This window comes from Enterococcus sp. AZ062 (assembly GCF_051715065.1).
GTDB lineage: Bacteria > Bacillota > Bacilli > Lactobacillales > Enterococcaceae > Enterococcus_B > Enterococcus_B mundtii.
The window spans coordinates 2,440,781-2,457,447 of record NZ_JBIOTB010000001.1 but is presented as its reverse complement, the minus strand read 5'-3'; the positions used below and the strand labels follow the sequence as shown (position 1 = coordinate 2,457,447).

The 16,667-nt window shown below is 38.1% G+C and carries 15 protein-coding genes; 11 read left to right on the top strand and 4 right to left on the bottom strand.

The annotated features are described in order from the left end of the window. The 5 genes from IGJ00_RS11600 (at position 1) to IGJ00_RS11580 (ending at position 6,260) form a co-directional block, all read left to right on the top strand. The gene (locus IGJ00_RS11600; protein WP_438844445.1) at positions 1-1,101 is read left to right on the top strand and encodes an ABC transporter permease; all 1,101 of its coding nucleotides are present in this window, start codon (positions 1-3) and stop codon (positions 1,099-1,101) included. Next, the gene (locus IGJ00_RS11595) at positions 1,101-2,231 is read left to right on the top strand and encodes an ABC transporter permease (RefSeq protein ID WP_161642010.1); all 1,131 of its coding nucleotides are present in this window, start codon (positions 1,101-1,103) and stop codon (positions 2,229-2,231) included. The genes IGJ00_RS11600 and IGJ00_RS11595 overlap by 1 nt, the downstream gene beginning before the upstream one ends. Positions 2,232-2,588: 357 nt before the next feature. Next, positions 2,589-3,659 (top strand): hypothetical protein, encoded by a 1,071-nt coding sequence (locus IGJ00_RS11590; RefSeq protein ID WP_438713191.1) that lies wholly within the window; start codon positions 2,589-2,591, stop codon positions 3,657-3,659. A 401-nt stretch (positions 3,660-4,060) separates the two neighbouring features. Then, the gene (gene rhaM, locus IGJ00_RS11585) at positions 4,061-4,384 is read left to right on the top strand and encodes an L-rhamnose mutarotase (protein WP_071867289.1); all 324 of its coding nucleotides are present in this window, start codon (positions 4,061-4,063) and stop codon (positions 4,382-4,384) included. 145 nt (positions 4,385-4,529) lie between these two features. Further along, on the top strand, positions 4,530-6,260 hold the full coding sequence (locus tag IGJ00_RS11580) for an IS1182 family transposase (protein ID WP_438844444.1): 1,731 nt from the start codon (positions 4,530-4,532) through the stop codon (positions 6,258-6,260). On the opposite strand, the gene IGJ00_RS11575 is transcribed toward IGJ00_RS11580, so the two are convergent. After that, positions 6,234-8,174, bottom strand: a complete 1,941-nt coding sequence (locus tag IGJ00_RS11575) for an ABC-F family ATP-binding cassette domain-containing protein (RefSeq protein WP_161642006.1) — start codon at positions 8,172-8,174, stop codon at positions 6,234-6,236. The two genes, IGJ00_RS11580 and IGJ00_RS11575, sit on opposite strands and share 27 nt — an antisense overlap. A gap of 215 nt (positions 8,175-8,389) precedes the next feature. Here IGJ00_RS11575 and IGJ00_RS11570 point away from each other — a divergent pair, with 215 nt between their 5' ends. From IGJ00_RS11570 to IGJ00_RS11555, 4 genes are all read left to right on the top strand, one after another. Further along, positions 8,390-9,046 (top strand): redox-sensing transcriptional repressor Rex, encoded by a 657-nt coding sequence (locus IGJ00_RS11570; RefSeq protein WP_010734798.1) that lies wholly within the window; start codon positions 8,390-8,392, stop codon positions 9,044-9,046. Positions 9,047-9,295: 249 nt separating this feature from the next. Then, a complete protein-coding gene (locus tag IGJ00_RS11565) occupies positions 9,296-11,539 on the top strand; it encodes an ATP-binding cassette domain-containing protein (protein WP_086335007.1) in 2,244 nt (747 codons plus the stop codon). A gap of 101 nt (positions 11,540-11,640) precedes the next feature. Beyond that, positions 11,641-11,919 carry a helix-turn-helix domain-containing protein gene (locus IGJ00_RS11560; protein WP_066025821.1) on the top strand — a complete coding sequence of 93 codons (279 nt, stop codon included), beginning with the start codon at positions 11,641-11,643 and terminating at the stop codon, positions 11,917-11,919. Continuing rightward, complete coding sequence (locus IGJ00_RS11555; RefSeq protein WP_171845009.1) at positions 11,916-12,761, top strand: IS3 family transposase; 846 nt, start codon at positions 11,916-11,918, stop codon at positions 12,759-12,761. The genes IGJ00_RS11560 and IGJ00_RS11555 overlap by 4 nt, the downstream gene beginning before the upstream one ends. Positions 12,762-12,836: 75 nt before the next feature. Here IGJ00_RS11555 and IGJ00_RS11550 read toward each other — a convergent pair whose 3' ends face one another. Then, complete coding sequence (locus IGJ00_RS11550; RefSeq protein WP_074800252.1) at positions 12,837-13,187, bottom strand: thioredoxin family protein; 351 nt, start codon at positions 13,185-13,187, stop codon at positions 12,837-12,839. A gap of 278 nt (positions 13,188-13,465) precedes the next feature. On the opposite strand from IGJ00_RS11550, the gene IGJ00_RS11545 reads away from it, so the two are divergent. Together IGJ00_RS11545 and IGJ00_RS11540 are read left to right on the top strand one after the other, a co-directional pair. Then, positions 13,466-14,389, top strand: coding sequence for a permease (locus IGJ00_RS11545; RefSeq protein WP_065096782.1), 924 nt, complete (start codon positions 13,466-13,468; stop codon positions 14,387-14,389). Between the two features lie 10 nt (positions 14,390-14,399). After that, positions 14,400-15,239, top strand: coding sequence for a TIGR03943 family putative permease subunit (locus tag IGJ00_RS11540; protein ID WP_115358084.1), 840 nt, complete (start codon positions 14,400-14,402; stop codon positions 15,237-15,239). Positions 15,240-15,397: 158 nt separating this feature from the next. Here IGJ00_RS11540 and IGJ00_RS11535 read toward each other — a convergent pair whose 3' ends face one another. Together IGJ00_RS11535 and IGJ00_RS11530 are read right to left on the bottom strand one after the other, a co-directional pair. Continuing rightward, positions 15,398-15,871 (bottom strand): threonine/serine exporter family protein, encoded by a 474-nt coding sequence (locus IGJ00_RS11535; RefSeq protein ID WP_071867296.1) that lies wholly within the window; start codon positions 15,869-15,871, stop codon positions 15,398-15,400. Between the two features lie 15 nt (positions 15,872-15,886). Then, positions 15,887-16,639: a threonine/serine exporter family protein gene (locus IGJ00_RS11530; protein WP_023520080.1), complete on the bottom strand. Its 753-nt coding sequence runs from the start codon at positions 16,637-16,639 to the stop codon at positions 15,887-15,889. Positions 16,640-16,667 lie beyond the last annotated feature (28 nt).

The following is a 16,667-nucleotide window of genomic DNA, read 5'->3' as shown; positions in this document are numbered from 1 at the left end:
ATGAATGAAAAAATAATTATCCGGACTCTGATACAAAATTTTCGTGAGAAATCGAATTACATTTATTATCTCGCTTTTCCGATCACGTTGATGTTTATTCTAGGGGCAGTCCTCCAAGGTGTATTCAATAATGACATTACCTCTGATATGGAGCCATTGACGGTACAATATCAGGTAGACGATCAAGAAGTTCGTGAGATATTCCAACAAGTGACTTCTTTTGCAGAAGGTGCTATTCATTTTGAAGAAGTGACAAATGAAAAGGAAGGATTAGCGAATATAAGAAAACAAGAAGCTGATGCTTACTTACATTTTTCCGATCACATCGAAGTGCAGAGTCGGGAATTGACCAATGTAGAAAAAACAATCCTTCAAAGCTATCTAGTAGAAATCGTACAGGAAATCAAACGACAAAGTTTCATTAAGGAACAGCACTTGCCGGCAACCACTGGCCTAGTTTCAGCAGAGCAGTTTACAGAGGCGATTGTGGTCGATCAAGAAAATCAACGAGAAAGCGCATCTTCCTACCAATACTATGCGATTGCTATGATTAGTCTATTTGTTTTATATTTTTCGGAAATTGGTCTGAGCATGTTTCGAGAAGCACGACAGCATGGAACCGTGCAAAGAGAATTAGTCACACCACTTAGCCGTAAAACGATCATTTTTTCGACATTTTTTGGACATTTCATATTTGGCATGTTGGTAGTGTTGGTCTTGATGCTCATCTCTCAATTATTATTTGATGTTCCATGGTATTTAAGATTTGGTTTTTCTTATCTCAACTTAATCGCACTTATGGGCAGTTTTCTCGCACTCGGTTTATTTTTAGAAACCATTGGAGACCGTGATGAAAAAAGAATTGGTTCTGGCATTACCCAGATAGTTATTCAACTCACTGGATTTTTAGGTGGTGCCTACTTTCCAACCAATGAAACGATGATGGGATTGTCACCATTAGGTTGGGTTTTAGCATCTGTAAGAGAAAGTTTGTGGACCGACAATCCCTTGCACTGGTTAGGTATCTATGGGAATTTTGGGTTATTGTTTGTTTTACTCATGTCATCAGTCGTCATTTTAGATAAAAGGGAGGTATTCTAATGAGAGATATCTTTTGGATCGTAAGAGAAAGGTTGGTTCTTTGGAAAAATCGACCATTGCAAATCTTGTTTCTTATAGGAATTCCTTTCTTGAGTGTCGTCCTTTATCTTTTTGCTTATGGCGATCAAGAAACGAATCTCCTGACGATAGGGGTAGTCGATCAAGATCGCTCATCCTATAGTGAATTGCTTATTGAAAGTTTGGAAAAACGAGTCAGTGTTCAGGAAATTGGTTCAGCTGAAGAAATTGATCAAGTTCTTTCCCGACAAAATGCGGTGGCAGTCATCACAATCCCTAAAGGTTATCAAGAAAATGTTTCTGAGAATACGAAACTCTCTCTCCGGACATTCCAAAAAGGAGAACTGTTGGAGAATATCGACCGGTTGACCCAACGTGCATTAGCAGAAGTTTCTAGTATCCATCTGTTAGCAGAAGCTGGAGAGGAGGACGAATCACTTGAACGCTTGAAAGAATCGACAGAAATCGAGATCAATCAAGTAGATCAAAGCACAATGACCGAACGAATGTCGGTGCAAATCGTTGGCTTTTTGTTGATGATGCTTCTTTTCCAAGCAGGTAATTTTGGGACAACGACTATCCAGCAAGAACGACGCAATAAAATTTATACACGTTTGATGACGACTTCGGTAGCTAAAAGCACGTATTTTATCGGGACAACGATCTTTGCGACATTCGCTATGCTGATCCAAGTAATGTTAGCAGTTGTTGTCATGATCGTCCTATTTAACATTGATCCTGGTTTAAGTGCTGTTGATTTGATTGTACTACTAAGTCTATTTAGTTTACTTGCCGTAAGTTGGTCGATTGCGATTGGTGTTCTTGCCCCAAGTACAACTGTAGCAGCGGCTTTACAAAGTATCTTGATTACCGTCACAAGTTTACTATCTGGTGCTTTGATTCCACATGAGGTGATGCCAGAATTGATGCAGAAAGTGTCGATGGTCACTCCCCAATATTGGATCTTGACGATCATCAAAAACTTTCAATCTGGACAAACATGGGGAAGTAATTATAGCGAAGTGATCATCTTAGCCATTTATACTCTATTATTTCTAAGTTTGGCGGTATATGGATATACGAGGCGAACAAGGCAAGAAGTATATAGCTGATCAAAAAAGCGTGAGGCAATTCAAGGTGGATACACCAAATTAGAAGAAAAGTAAGCGATCGGGACAGTAGTGCCTAGCCTCGAGAAATAAGGCGCCATCTGCGATATTTGTTTTTTTAATTTTTGTGGATGGCGCCTTATTTTTCGAAGTGATTATTTTTATTTCCCCCATTTATTCAGTTTTAGATGGTACGAGAGGACTAAGGCCTCGGACACATGTTTTTCTAAATCTAAAATGAATGGACTAAATTCAATAGAACAGTCAAGTCTTTTTTTTGAATTTACAAGAAAAGAAAGGCGAACGAATCGATTTACAAACTGTATACTCATTTTATCAACAGAAACAAGGAGGGATAATATGGGAATCAGCCAACGGATTAGAAATATCTTTAGTCAAACGCAGGAATCAACTTTGCTTAGTGAAAATCAACAAACTTCTTTTAATGAATTTGAAAAAACGGTCAAAGAAGAAATAGACAAAATCCTAAAACGTCAGATACCAGAAGGAGATTGGTCAAGTAAGGAAGCTGCAATCATCCGTCTCCAACAAGCAGAAAAAATTGCAATCAACTGTAAAAATAATGGACAAAATGAATTGACTACTCAAATAACTAAGTATTACGAGAAAAATTTCTATTTATCAGATTATATACATTTATGGCTAGGTATCGATAAAGAAAAACTTGAGCAATTTCAGCAACAGAAAAATCGAACAGTAGATGCAAATGTTGATGCTAGTGTGCTTACAAATTTAGTTCAATCATTAGAAGAAACTATTGTTATAAGAAGAGGAATCCTCGACTTCTGCTTAAAAAATCCAGACTATAATCGATTGTTAAATGACGAAACAAGAGAGGAAGTGAGTGCGCGAGCGAAACCAAACTTTTTTATGCTTGATCCAATGATCCAAGCATATTTGACAGACATTGACAAAAAAGTAGCCACTACTCCACCAATGAATGCTCAAGAAGCTTCGTCGAGTAACCTTTCATCAGAGAGCGTTTCAGAAAAAAAAGATCGGTTGGAACAAGAACATATTGCTCGACGAGTAGGTGTATTTGAAACGGTCATGGTTAAAAATAGAAAAATGACCATCATAGAAAAAACTAAAGAGCCCCAAGAATTAGGGATAGTCTCCTCCAAAGATAATCATAGTCAAAAAAATCAGTTATCATCAGTGCTAGATGCTAGCAAGAATAGCGCCAGACAAAAAAATAAGAAGGCTATTATCATCGCGAATAGGAAAGTAACCATTTATCAAAAGAAACAAAAATCAATGAATAGTAGAAGAAGATTCGTCTTTATTCGGAACCAACTAAGAAAACTTAATTTTAGAAATCGAAAAAAAATAAGTTTCTTAAAGCAACAAGCAAAAGCAAGCAAGAAAGTAAGAAGTAGACGAACCGATTACTTTAACTACCTTAGATAAGGGGAAAACAAGGTGTAAAGTTTATCCTATGGAATGATTATTTTATTAGTAAGTAACTAAAGTACATGGCGTTTTACTTTTTCTTAATGAATTATCCTAACAAAAGACAAATATTGTAGTGAAAATTCTTCAAACTTTTCTTCTATTCTATATACATACCAACCAACAACCCTATACTTTTTCATTTTTACTCCTCAAGTAAAAATAAACTCCTAGACCGCGGCCACCCACCGCGGTCGCTTTTTTGTCCTATGATGAATTCCTGTGAATCTGCCACCGTTATCCTTATTTTTTGCTATTGTAAACGCTTGCTTTAAATTGGAAAATAAAGAAGCAAGTAAGAACCAAAAAATAATTGCTAGCGTCGAGCAGATCGAACAATCAATGAAAGGGGAATAAAGATGATCAAAAAAGCAGTAAAAATGAAGTTGTACCCAGGATACGAAGCAGAGTACCTCAAAAGACACAATGAATTGTGGCCGGAGATGCGTGAAATGTTGGCTGAACATGGTGCGCTCTCTTATTCGATTTTTCTTGATCCAGAAACAAATACTCTCTTTGGGTATTTAGAGATTGAAGATGAAGAAAAATGGCGCCATGTACCAGAAACAGAAATCAATCAAAAGTGGTGGGTGTTCATGGAAGATCTGATGGAAACGAATCCAGACCATTCTCCAGTAACTGTCGAATTGAAACATGTTTTCGATTTATATCAACAAGTCTAAAGTAAAAGAGAGTGGGACAATAATCAGAAGAAAAGCTGATTATCGTCCCACTTTTTTTGCATATTTTTGAATTTAAGGAACACAAAAAAGCACACAACCTTGTATGATTAAAGTGACTAAACCCAATCAAAAAGGAGTGTGCCTTATGTTCAAAAATTATACCATTAATCAAACCACTTTACCACTAGATATGGAACAGTTTATTCCTGAAACTGATGTTGCGTTTGCCGTCAATTCTTTAGTGGAAGCAATCCCTCCACACCTCTTCGATGAATTAGAACACCAACTTGGGCGTCCTGCCTATCATCCAAAAATGATGTTAAAGATTCTTCTTTATGCCTATACCCAACGTGTTTTTTCTGGTCGAAAGATTGAATTCCTTTTAGACGATAGCTATCGGATGCGTTGGTTAGCCAATCACGAACAAGTTAGCTACCGCACGATCAACCGATTTCGAAATCATGAGACAACCGCTCAGTTGTTAGCTGAAGCCTTTGTTCTATTTCGTCGTCAGTTGATTACGAATCAAGTCATCGATAACGAAGCGATTTTTATTGATGGCACGAAAATTGAAGCGGACGCCAATAAGTTTAGCTTTGTTTGGCGAAAAGCAGCTACTCGATACGAACGTGCTTTAGATGAAAAATCTGAAGCATTCTACCAAGCGCTCTATCAAGAAGAGATCCTTCCTTGTTTAAAAGAAGAAGGGCAATCCGATGGATTGTCGAGCGACCAACTAGAAGAAGTCGCTCATCATCTAGAAGCTGAACTCCATGAAACAAATACACAATTAGCCCAGGAACAATCCCCAAAAAAGCAAAGTCAGTTAAAGAGAAAAAGACGAGTCTATAAAAAATACCTTCGACAAGTACAAGCGGATTACCTACCAAGAAAACAAAAATATGAACGATATCGTCGTCTCTTCCAAGAACGAAACAGCTTTTCTAAAACAGATACGGACGCCACCTTTATGCGAATGAAAGACGATTATATGCGTAATGGACAGCTAAAACCAGGATATAATCTACAAATTGCGACAGAAAACCAGTATATCTTAGCCTATGACTTATTCCCAAATCCAACGGACACTAAAACCTTAGCGCCATTTTTAGATAGTTTTTTAGAACAACATAAAGAGCTACCAGAATATATTGTAGCTGATGCAGGTTATGGGAGCGAACAAAATTATATGTATATCCATGATGTTCTACATAAAACACCCTTGATCACCTACAGTACGTATTACAAAGAAAGCAAAAAGAAGAACAAGGAGAATCCGTTCAACGTAGAAAATTGGCGCTATCTGCAAGAACAAGATGAGTATATTTGCCCAGCAAAGCGACCTGTCCCGTTCAAAGGCTATAGTCGGAGAAAAGATAAAGGAGGCTTTGTCCGAGATTTCAAAGTGTATGAATGCGAAGATTGTCGAGCTTGTCCAGTCCGGAGTCAATGTACCCGTTCGAAAGGCACACAAAAGCGGCAACTTCTAGTAAATAATTCTTGGCGCTATTTCAAAGCAGAATGCAAAAAGAAGCTTTTGGAGGAAAAAACCGGTTCGATTTATCGTCGGCGAAAAGTCGATGTCGAACCAGTGTTTGGTCATCTAAAGGCTCACTTAGCGTTCCATCGTTTTCACTTACGAGGAAAACAAGGAGCGACGATTGATGTGGGTTTGGCACTTATGGCATTAAATCTGAGAAAATTAGGGAAGTACATGGAGAGAAATGTGCGAATAAAAACAAAAACGAGTCCAATTTTGACAAAACACATCAAAATTGGACTCATTTCTATTTTTGAGAAAGGACTATTGTCCCACTCTCTTTTGTTTGAGAGGATGACAGGAGCGAGTCTATTGATTATTTTCGATTTCTTCTAACTCAAGACTTAAGTTTTCCCATTCAGCCAACTTTTCTTCTTGTAGCTGATGTGCTTCATCAAGCGCTTGATTCAATTCATTCAATTTGACATGGTCATCTAATACAGCAGGAGAAACCATCTGTTGTTCGAGTTCATCCACTGTTTCTTCTAGTTGAGCCATATCTTCTTCGATTTGCGTGATTTTACGTTGCAAGCTCCGCATCATCTTTTGTTGCTCTTTGCTTTGGAAGTAAGTGGATTTGTTTGTTGAAGGCGTGCTGACCTCAGGTTGTTCAGCTGCTAACAGTTCCGCAATTTCTTCTTCTTCTTTTTTCTTTTCTAAATAATAATCATAGTCACCCAGGTAGACTTTGCTTCCATTTTCTGAGAGTTCAATAACTTTAGTGGCAATACGATTGATGAAGTAGCGGTCATGGGAGACAAAGAGCAATGTTCCTTCATAGTCGATCAACGCATTTTCCAATACTTCTTTATTATCGATATCTAAGTGGTTGGTCGGCTCATCTAAAATCAAAAAGTTCTCTTGGTTCATTGCTAATTTTGCTAATGCGACACGCGCTTTTTCTCCACCACTTAATAAGGGGATCGTTTTTTCGACATCTTCGCCAGAAAATAAAAAAGCGCCTAAAATCGAACGAATATCTTTTTCCGGAACAGTTGGATGCTCATCCCACAATTCAGCAAGAATCGTTTTATTGGTGTGAAGTTCCGCTTGTCCTTGGTCGTAATAACCAATGCTGACATTCGTACCAAGTGTTTCTTTTCCACGTATGAAAGGCAGCTGTTGGATGATCGATTTCAGTAAAGTGGATTTGCCGATTCCATTTGGTCCCACTAATGCGATTGCTTCTTGACGACGGATATCCAAATTGATTGGTTCAGATAAGACGGCGCCATCATAGCCAATAGCGGCATCTTCTACTTGTAAGACAACATTTCCCGAAGGTTTTGCAACGTTGAAGAGAAAATGTGCTTGTTTCTCATCTCCTTGTGGACGGTCTAATCGTTCCATTTTTTCTAATGCCTTTCGACGGCTTTGGGCACGTTTTGTCGTTGAGGCACGGACAAGATTTCTGGCAACAAAATCTTCGAGTTTATTGATTTCTGTTTGTTGCTTTTCATAGGCTTTCCAATCAGAAGCTAATTGTTCAGCTTTCATATCTAAATATTTGGAATAATTTCCTTTATAGTGACGCATCTTTTTCCGACTTAGTTCATATACTTCAGTCGTCACTTTGTCCAAGAAGTAGCGGTCATGAGAGACGATCAGAAGGGCACCAGTATAACTTTGCAAATAGTTTTCCAACCAAGCAAGTGTTTCGATGTCCAAGTGGTTAGTTGGCTCATCCAAGATCAAGATATCTGGATGTTGTAAAAGCATCCTCGCTAAAGCTAATCTTGTTTTTTGACCACCAGATAACGTATCGATTCTTTGCTCGTAAAACGACGGATCAAATTTGAATCCATGTAATACAGAGCGAATCTCATTTTCATAACTATAGCCGTTCTTATCAGAAAAATCATGCTGTAATTTATCATATTCTTTCAAGAAGGATTGATAAGCCGGCGTGTCAGGGGTGCCTTCACTAATAAATACTTCAAGGTCACGCATTCGCTGTTCCATCAATCGTACGTCTTCAAATGCTTTTAGCATCTCATTCCAGACTGTTTCAGTTGAATCTAATCCTGTATCTTGGGCCAGATAACCAAGGGTAGCTGTTTTGTTTTTTGCGATATTACCTACATCGGGCGCTTCAATGCCAGCAATGATTTTTAATAATGTCGATTTACCGGCGCCGTTACGTCCGACTAAAGCGATACGTGCACCCGTTTGGATCTCTAAGTGGATATTTTCAAATAAAATCTCAGCGCCAAAATGGCGAGCGATTTGATTGGCTTGTAATAGTATCATCGAATCCTCTTTTCTACTTTGTGAATTATCCTAGAATTTCATGGTCTTTTTCTCTTGTAGTCTACCACAAATTCATAGTTACTGCGAGGTTCTGAGAAGCTAGGAAAATGAGAATAAGAATAAAAATTCACAATATACAAGCAACGAAATTGATTTTTTTGTGTAAGTACTGATATGATGTATAAATCGAGAAGAAATACAGTGGAGGTAATGAAGTGAAAGACCATGTAATTCCAAAGGCAACCGCAAAACGCCTGCCTTTATATTATCGTTATTTAAGAATCTTGAATAACGCAGGTAAGAAAAAAGTTTCATCAACTGAACTAAGTGAAGCAGTTCAAGTAGATAGTGCAACGATCCGTCGTGACTTTTCCTATTTCGGCGAACTAGGAAAACGTGGGTACGGTTATGATGTAGAGGACTTGATGCATTTCTTTGCAAAAACCTTGAATGATGATCAATTGACGAACGTCGCATTGATCGGGGTCGGTAATCTAGGAAGTGCTTTATTGAAATATAAATTCCATCAAAGTAATAGTATCCGTGTCAGCTGTGCTTTTGATGTGAACCCAGAAATCGTTGGTCGGATCGTTGATGGTATCCCCGTTTATCCGATGGATGACATGATCGAACAAATCAAGATCCAACAAATCGAAGTAGCGATCTTAACGATTCCTGCTGAAAAAGCACAAGAAGTCGTGAATCGTTTGACAGAAGCCGGTGTTAAAGGGATATTGAACTTTACATCTGCTCGACTAAATGCACCATCCGAAGTATTGATCCAAAATGTTGATTTGACGAACGAGTTACAAACGTTGATCTACTTCTTGCATTCCGATGCGTCCTTGCACGAGCATGACGACAACGAATAACCGGAAATAAAGAAGAGTTAAACGATCAATGACAAACTATTTTTCTGTTCACTAGAAAAATAGTTTGTTTTTTTATGATCTTTTTTAGATATGGATAAAGATAAAAAATGTTTCTTTTATTGATGTCTATTCAATTAGAAGGCTGGTAGGACAATAACTGAAATCTTCGAAATGTATTATAGTGACACATTGTTTCTGTGTTATAATAATGCTTCACCAAAAAATCCAGGGAATACGGGAGGATCAGCAATGCAGGAATATATCAGGATACATAATGCCAGACAGAACAATCTAAAAGGGTTTGATTTACAAATCCCAAAAAGAAAGATCACGATTTTTACAGGTGTCTCCGGTTCGGGTAAATCTTCCATCGTTTTTGATACGATTGCCCAAGAAGCAGGCAGACAGCTCAATGAAAACTTCTCTAAATTTGTGCAGAATTTCTTACCTAAGTATAGTCAGCCAGAAGCAGACGCCATCGACAATTTATCTATGGCAGTCGTCGTAGATCAAAGCCGTTTAGGTGGGAATTCTCGTTCTACATTAGGAACGATCACAGATATCAATCCACTGATCCGCTTGCTTTTTTCTCGTATTGGTACACCACACTTAGGTCCCGCTTGGAATTTCTCATTCAATGATCCTCACGGCATGTGTCCAGCGTGTGAAGGGATTGGTCGGATCGTTGGATTGAATCTAGACAAAGCGTTAGATTTAGAAAAATCCTTGAATGAAGGAGCGATTTTACTTCCAGGCTATAAAGTAGGATCTTGGTTATTGAAGTCGTTCACGAACACAGGTTTTTTTGACAATAATAAGCCATTAAAAGACTATTCAACAGAGGAAATAGAAAAGTTCTTGTATGCTTCTGGAGAAAAAATCGATTCGTTGTATATGGAAGGGATGAGTTCGACCTATGAGGGATTAGTGGCACGTTTCAATCGTTCCAATATCAAAGGGGGCAATGAGAGCTCTGCCGCGACCCAGAAAAAAATTGCAGCGTTCATGGATGAACAAAGATGTCCAGAATGTCAGGGGAAACGATTCAATCAAAAGGTTTTGGGCTGCAAGATCAACGGATATTCAATCGCAGATTTCTTAGCGATGCAACTGGATGAACTATTAGAAATCTTACCGAGGATCACAGATGAAATGATCCAACCAGTGTTGAAAAATCTCCAATCACGACTACAAGATCTGATCAATATTGGGTTAGATTACGTTTCTTTAGATCGTGAGACAGCGACTTTATCTGGAGGAGAAAGCCAACGAGTGAAAATGGTCAAGCACTTATCTTCTAGTTTAAATGACGTCATTTATATCTTCGATGAGCCTAGTATTGGGTTGCATCCAAGAGATGTTCATCGCTTAAATGAATTACTAGTCAAATTGCGTGATAAAGGAAACACGGTAATTGTCGTAGAACATGATCCCGATGTCATCAAAGTAGCAGATCATATCATTGATGTAGGACCAAAAGCTGGTAAAAATGGTGGGTATATCACCTATGAAGGTAGTTATGAAGGATTACTGGCTTCTGATACTTTAACTGGGAAAGCTTTTGGACAAATGATAGGTTTCAAACAGGAGCCAAGAAAAACAGACAAGTTTATTGAAACCTCAAAATCGACATTGCATAATCTTAAAAATACTTCTCTCAGAGTACCATTAGGTATTTTTACAGTAGTGACTGGAGTAGCTGGTTCAGGAAAGAGCAGTTTAGTGAACGGCGTGTTTGCGAAAGAGTACCCGGAAGCAATCAATATCGATCAGTCAGCTGTTGCAGGGAATATTCGTTCCAACCCAGCGACTTATTCAGGGATCATGAACGATATCCGCAAGGTCTTCTCGTTGGAAAATAATGTTTCTGCCGGACTGTTCTCTTATAATTCAGAAGGGGCATGTGAAACTTGTAAAGGACATGGTCATATCAAAATGGAATTATCTTTTATGGATTCTGTAGAGGTCCTTTGCCAAGCCTGTGGCGGTAAACGATTCAAAGAAGAAGTTTATCAATACAAATTAAAAGAGAAATCGATCGATGAAGTACTAGCGATGAGTGTGACTGAAGCGGTGGCATTTTTTGAAGAAAAATCGATTCAACGAAAACTGAAACAAATTTTAGAAGTAGGGCTAGGATATATGACGTTGGGACAACCGTTAAATACATTGTCAGGAGGAGAATGTCAACGGTTGAAACTAGCAAAGGAATTAAGCAAAAAAGGCAATATCTACATTATGGACGAACCAACAACCGGTTTACACATGGCAGATATCAAGAGTATCTTAGAAATCATCGAACGGTTGGTCAATAAAGGAAACACGGTCATCGTCATTGAACATAATCTGGAAATCATGAAGGCAGCAGATTGGTTGATCGATGTAGGGATCGATGGGGGAATTCGTGGTGGCGAGATCCTTTATGAAGGAACACCAGAAAAAATCGGTACTTGTGAACAGTCGATCACAGCTCGTTATTTAATGGATGTTTAAATAAAAAGAGCGACAAGTCATTGGGAAGTGACACTATAATAAGATACAATTAAAAAAGAGCACCTCAAATTTAGTAAAATAAATTTGGAGGTGTTTTTATCATGACAAAACATAATTATTATCCCAAAGAATTAAAGATTCAGATTGTTAAACGTTTGCTGGCAGGTGAATCAGCTACTGCGCTTCGAACAGAGTTCCATATCCCTAGTACTGGAACCATTTTTACTTGGAAAAAATGGTATCTTACTAATAATTTAAAAAGGCTTGATTCTTCTTCTGGTCGTCCTAGAAAAGAACAACTGACAGTCTTACAAGAACTAGAAGAAAAGAACAAGGAACTGTCCCTCTTAAAAAAATTTTTCTCTCAGGAAAGGTGGTGACATTAGAAAACATCGTTCACTTTATTAACCAGCATACCAATGAATTGTCAATTGTACGCTTGACGGAGTTATTTGGTATCTCAAGAAGTACCTATTATCGCAATCGGAATCGAGAGTTTTCTGCACTCACTTCAATTGAAAAACGTGTTCATCAGTTAGTTGTGGCAAACCATTTCTTATTTGGTTATCGCAAAATCCATGCTTTATTGAATCGAGAAATGTTTGTAGGTATTAATAAGGTTGCACGAATTATGAAAAAATACGGATGGAATTGCCTTGCTAAAGTGAAAAAACGTAAACATGCTGGGAAAATACACAAAACCTTTGATAACCTTATCCAAAAGAATTGGACGACAAACCAACCAATGGAAAAACTAACCACAGATATTACTTACTTGCCCTTTGGCAAATCCATGTTATATCTTTCTACCATTATGGACACCTTCAATAGTGAAATTGTTGCTTATCAATTGTCTGAACAAGCGGATACTCAATTAGTCGTAGACACATTCAATCAATTAAACCATTTAAAAGAAACAACTATTTTGCATAGCGACCAAGGATCAACTTACACTTCGAAGGTATTCTGCGAACTTGTTAAACAAAAAAACGTTATCCAAAGTATGTCCCGTAAAGGAACACCTTCAGATAACGCTCCGATAGAATCGTTTCATTCCTCACTAAAGTCTGAAACGTTCTACATTTCAAAAGAACCAATAGGCTCTAATAATAGAGTAATCGAAATTGTCGAAAATTACATCTATTTTTGGAACAATCAACGAATTTTAGCCAAATTAGGCTATAATTCTCCAATTGACTATCGAATGAAAGGCACAAATTGAGTTGCTCTTTTTATTTTGTATCAAAAAATAGTTGCACTTCCTTGTTTGTAGAAAATGACTTGTCGCTCTTTTTTTCTAGTGATCAAATAAAGTATCGTAGCTGATTTGATCAGTTGATTCATTTAATTGATCTAAACGCTTTGTCAGTTGTTCAAATTGAATAAAGCGGGCTTGTCGCTCGACTTCTTTCCCCAAATGGAAGAGCAAGATCACTGGTGCAGTAAATGCTTGGAATGTGCCAGCTACTTCCGGCATCTCGAAGGCATCTAAATGATACGCTGGGAAAGTATAATGAGTCAATAATTGTTCCAATTTTGGCACTACTGCATGACAAACACTACAATCGGGTGTAGAAATCGCAAGCACGACAGTCGGTTCTTCTTGGATAGTTTTTAAGACTTCAGTTAAATCATGGGTTTCTTTCATGGTGATAACTCCTTAAGGTTGCTTTTAGCACATCGCTAATTCGATGGTGAAAAAGTATTCAGTCGTATACAGATAGAAAATAGGCAAATGACTCTCTTATTTTTACCTGAATCTTCATCTTAGCTGTGCTAAAAATAAATCCATCTGACGTAGATGTCAATAAAAAAGCTTTTTTTGATTTCTTAAACTTATGAAAAAAATTTAAGCTTTCTTGTATTTTATTGAAGAAAAGCGTATATTGATGGGCGAATGAAGTTCAAATGACAAGGAGAAATTATATGTTTTCGTTTATTCCAAATTCGGTATTGCAGATGGGAACGATTTTTTTATCAATCGTTATCGAAGCCTTGCCGTTTGTTTTATTGGGATGTATCATCTCAGGTGCTTTACAAGTATTTTTGACCCCCGAACGTGTCAAACGATGGTTACCTAAAAATCGCTTTTTATCGATTATTGTTGGGTCTATTCTAGGTTTTTTCTTTCCTTCATGTGAATGTGGGATCGTTCCAATCGTTCATCAGTTTGTAAAAAAAGGGGTTCCTGTCCACACAGCATTTGCGTTTATGCTCACTGCGCCAATCATTAATCCAGTCGTGATCTTTTCAACTTTTATTGCATTTGGCAATACTTGGAAAATGGCGGGGCTGCGTATGTTAGGAAGTTTTATTGTCGCACTGATCGTAGGTGTCTGGTTGGCCTATATCCAAAAAGGCACAATCTTGAAGTCTTCATTTGATTCAGCGATGGTTGAGCCTAACTCCCATACACATGAGCATGAGGAAGTGGAAGCAATCGCACCACAGAAATGGGGACATCGAATCCTCCATGTCTTGACTCACTCGATTGATGAGTTCTTCGATACGGGCCGCTATTTGATCATTGGCGGTTTGATTGCTGCAGGGATGCAAACCTATTTACCTACGAGAGTGATGTTGACGTTAGGTTCGACAAAGCTATTAGCCATTTTGATCATGCTAGTATTGGCATTCACGATGTCTCTTTGTTCCGAAGCGGATGCGTTTATTGGTTCCTCTTTGTTAAGTCTTTTTGGAACAGCACCAGTTGTTGCTTTCTTAGTGTTTGGACCAATGGTGGATATCAAAAACTTATTGATGATGAAACGTTACTTCAACACACGCTTCATCGTTTCATTGATCGGGCTGATCGCCTTAAGTGTTATCGGCTTTACACTATTTATTTAGGAGGAGAAACATGCTGCGATTTTTGATTTTATCTGGTTATTTTGAAATGATGATGTATCTTCAAGTTTCAGGGCGTTTAGATCAATACATCAATGTCCATTATCGTTATTTGGCAGTATTATCCATGGTTTTATCTGCCTTACTAGCCTTAGTTCAGTTGTATCTTTGGGTAAAAGCAGATGGGAAAAAAGGAGTCCATGAGTCCCATGATTCTCATGATCACGGATTATCAAAACCCTATCAGCGATGGATTGCTTATCTCTTATTAGCCTTGCCGATCGTTGTAGGAACACTGTTTCCGACAGTTAGTTTAAACACAACGATCGTGGAAGCGAAAGGGTTCAACTTTCCACTAAGCAAAGAATCTGTCGGCGATCCACAAGTGCAAACGCAATATTTGAAACCAGATACGAGTATTTATTTCAATAAATCCGACTATCAAGATCAAATGAATGAGTTAAAAGATAAATACGAAGATGAACAAATGATTGCGATCACAGACGATAATTATTTAGAGATCATGGAATTGATCTACAACTATCCAAGCGAATTCATTGGTAAGAAAGTCTCTTATGAAGGCTTTATCTATCAGTCGAAAAATGACAAGGCTACTGATACCTTTCTCTTTCGATTTGGGATCATCCACTGTGTTGCTGATTCCGGGGTTTTTGGATTGTTGACGCATCTGCCAGAAGGAATGACTGTGAAAAATGATGACTGGTACAAAGTAGAAGGGACGATCCAAACCGATTTTTATCAACCTTTCAAGCGAGAGATTCCTTCAGTCGTAGTGACGAAAGTAGAAAAAATCACTGCTCCTGAAAATCAATATGTGTATCGTGCATTTTAAATGAACGAAACAAAGTTGTAGTCATGTACAATATAAACAAAAAAGTGATAAGAGATGAAATCCTTGCGAGTTTCGTCTCTTATCACTTTTTTTATTAAAGATTGCAAGAATCCCACAGTATGATTGCTCTGTACAAAAAAGATCAAAGCGAGAAACGCTCATTTTTTCTTTCTTCTCTTCAATACAATCGCTTCACGTTTCAGTTTAAAACTACGGATATTGTGGTTGAATACTTCTGATATCACTAGACCTAAGGCAATCGCTCCAGCAATCATGATTGCTTGAACCGTGAAAAATGCCGCATCTTGATAAGTACCTGTAACTAAACTGCGAACAGCTTGATAGGCTAAGCCTCCAGGAACCAGTGGTACCATACCGGGGATATTGAAAATCGTGACGGGCATTTTTAGTTGCTTAGAAAAAAGATCACTAGCAAAAGCAACGCCTAATGAACCTAGTAATGAACCTAAAGCTGCACCGCCACCCATAGCTAGACACAACCAATAGATCATCCAACCTACGGCACCAGCTAAACCACACCAAACTAAGGCTTTCCTTGGCACATTAGTGATGATTGCAAAAGCAGCGGTCGCTAAAAAGCTAAAAGAAAATTGAATCAATACATGCCACATGGCTAAAGTCCTTTCTTAGTAGAAGATTTGAAAGATAAAGGCGATTGCAAAACCAATCATCGCTGCAGTCATCATCGCTTCTGCTCCACGAGAAACACCAGAAACGTAGTGCCCCGCTAATAGATCACGAATCGCGTTGGTGATTTGAACACCAGGAACCAACGGCATGACACAACCAATGATGATCAAATCCTGATTGAGACCGATTCCTAAACGCACGCTTAAAATAGCGGCAATACCGATAATCAAAGAGGAGAGGAATTCAGCTAAAAACTTGATTCTAAAAAAACGTAAACTGCAAAGATAAACAATGTAGCCCACTCCCCCGATCGACAATGTGATCGGTAAATCTTTCAATTCGCCACCAAATAAAATCATGATCGTCCCACTAATGATAGCAGCGCTGATGATTTGTAGCCATACTGGGAACATCCGTCGATCTTTCTCGACTTCTTGTAATGCGCTATATAGTTCTTCCAAAGTCAATTCATTGGCAACATATTTTCTTGAAAGGTTATTGACCTTGACTACTCTTTCTAAATTGATCGTTCGATTAGTGATTTGTTCCATGCGGATCGTCGAAGTCCGATCAAATCCGATAAATAGTCCTGTTTGGGTCACGTAGCTAACTAAGCGATAATTTCCAGAAGCAGAAGCGATCCGACTCATCGTATCTTCTACACGGTACATCTCTGCATTACTTTCTGTCATTATTTTTCCCGCCAATAAACAGGTATTAAGCAATAAATCTAAATCTCTTTCTGGCATGGCATTTTCTCCAATAGTTGTTTTTTTG

Excerpts from the sequence above, each read along its gene's own strand:
- rhaM (WP_071867289.1), top strand. The coding sequence starts at position 4,061 with ATGATCAAAAAAGCAGTAAAAATGAAGTTGTACCCAGGATACGAAGCA.
- IGJ00_RS11595 (WP_161642010.1), top strand. The coding sequence starts at position 1,101 with ATGAGAGATATCTTTTGGATCGTAAGAGAAAGGTTGGTTCTTTGGAAA.
- IGJ00_RS11600 (WP_438844445.1), top strand. The coding sequence starts at position 1 with ATGAATGAAAAAATAATTATCCGGACTCTGATACAAAATTTTCGTGAG.
- IGJ00_RS11535 (WP_071867296.1), bottom strand. The coding sequence starts at position 15,871 with ATGTGGCATGTATTGATTCAATTTTCTTTTAGCTTTTTAGCGACCGCT.
- IGJ00_RS11540 (WP_115358084.1), top strand. The coding sequence starts at position 14,400 with ATGCTGCGATTTTTGATTTTATCTGGTTATTTTGAAATGATGATGTAT.
- IGJ00_RS11565 (WP_086335007.1), top strand. The coding sequence starts at position 9,296 with ATGCAGGAATATATCAGGATACATAATGCCAGACAGAACAATCTAAAA.
- IGJ00_RS11590 (WP_438713191.1), top strand. The coding sequence starts at position 2,589 with ATGGGAATCAGCCAACGGATTAGAAATATCTTTAGTCAAACGCAGGAA.
- IGJ00_RS11530 (WP_023520080.1), bottom strand. The coding sequence starts at position 16,639 with ATGCCAGAAAGAGATTTAGATTTATTGCTTAATACCTGTTTATTGGCG.
- IGJ00_RS11575 (WP_161642006.1), bottom strand. The coding sequence starts at position 8,174 with ATGATACTATTACAAGCCAATCAAATCGCTCGCCATTTTGGCGCTGAG.
- IGJ00_RS11560 (WP_066025821.1), top strand. The coding sequence starts at position 11,641 with ATGACAAAACATAATTATTATCCCAAAGAATTAAAGATTCAGATTGTT.
- IGJ00_RS11550 (WP_074800252.1), bottom strand. The coding sequence starts at position 13,187 with ATGAAAGAAACCCATGATTTAACTGAAGTCTTAAAAACTATCCAAGAA.
- IGJ00_RS11545 (WP_065096782.1), top strand. The coding sequence starts at position 13,466 with ATGTTTTCGTTTATTCCAAATTCGGTATTGCAGATGGGAACGATTTTT.
- IGJ00_RS11580 (WP_438844444.1), top strand. The coding sequence starts at position 4,530 with ATGTTCAAAAATTATACCATTAATCAAACCACTTTACCACTAGATATG.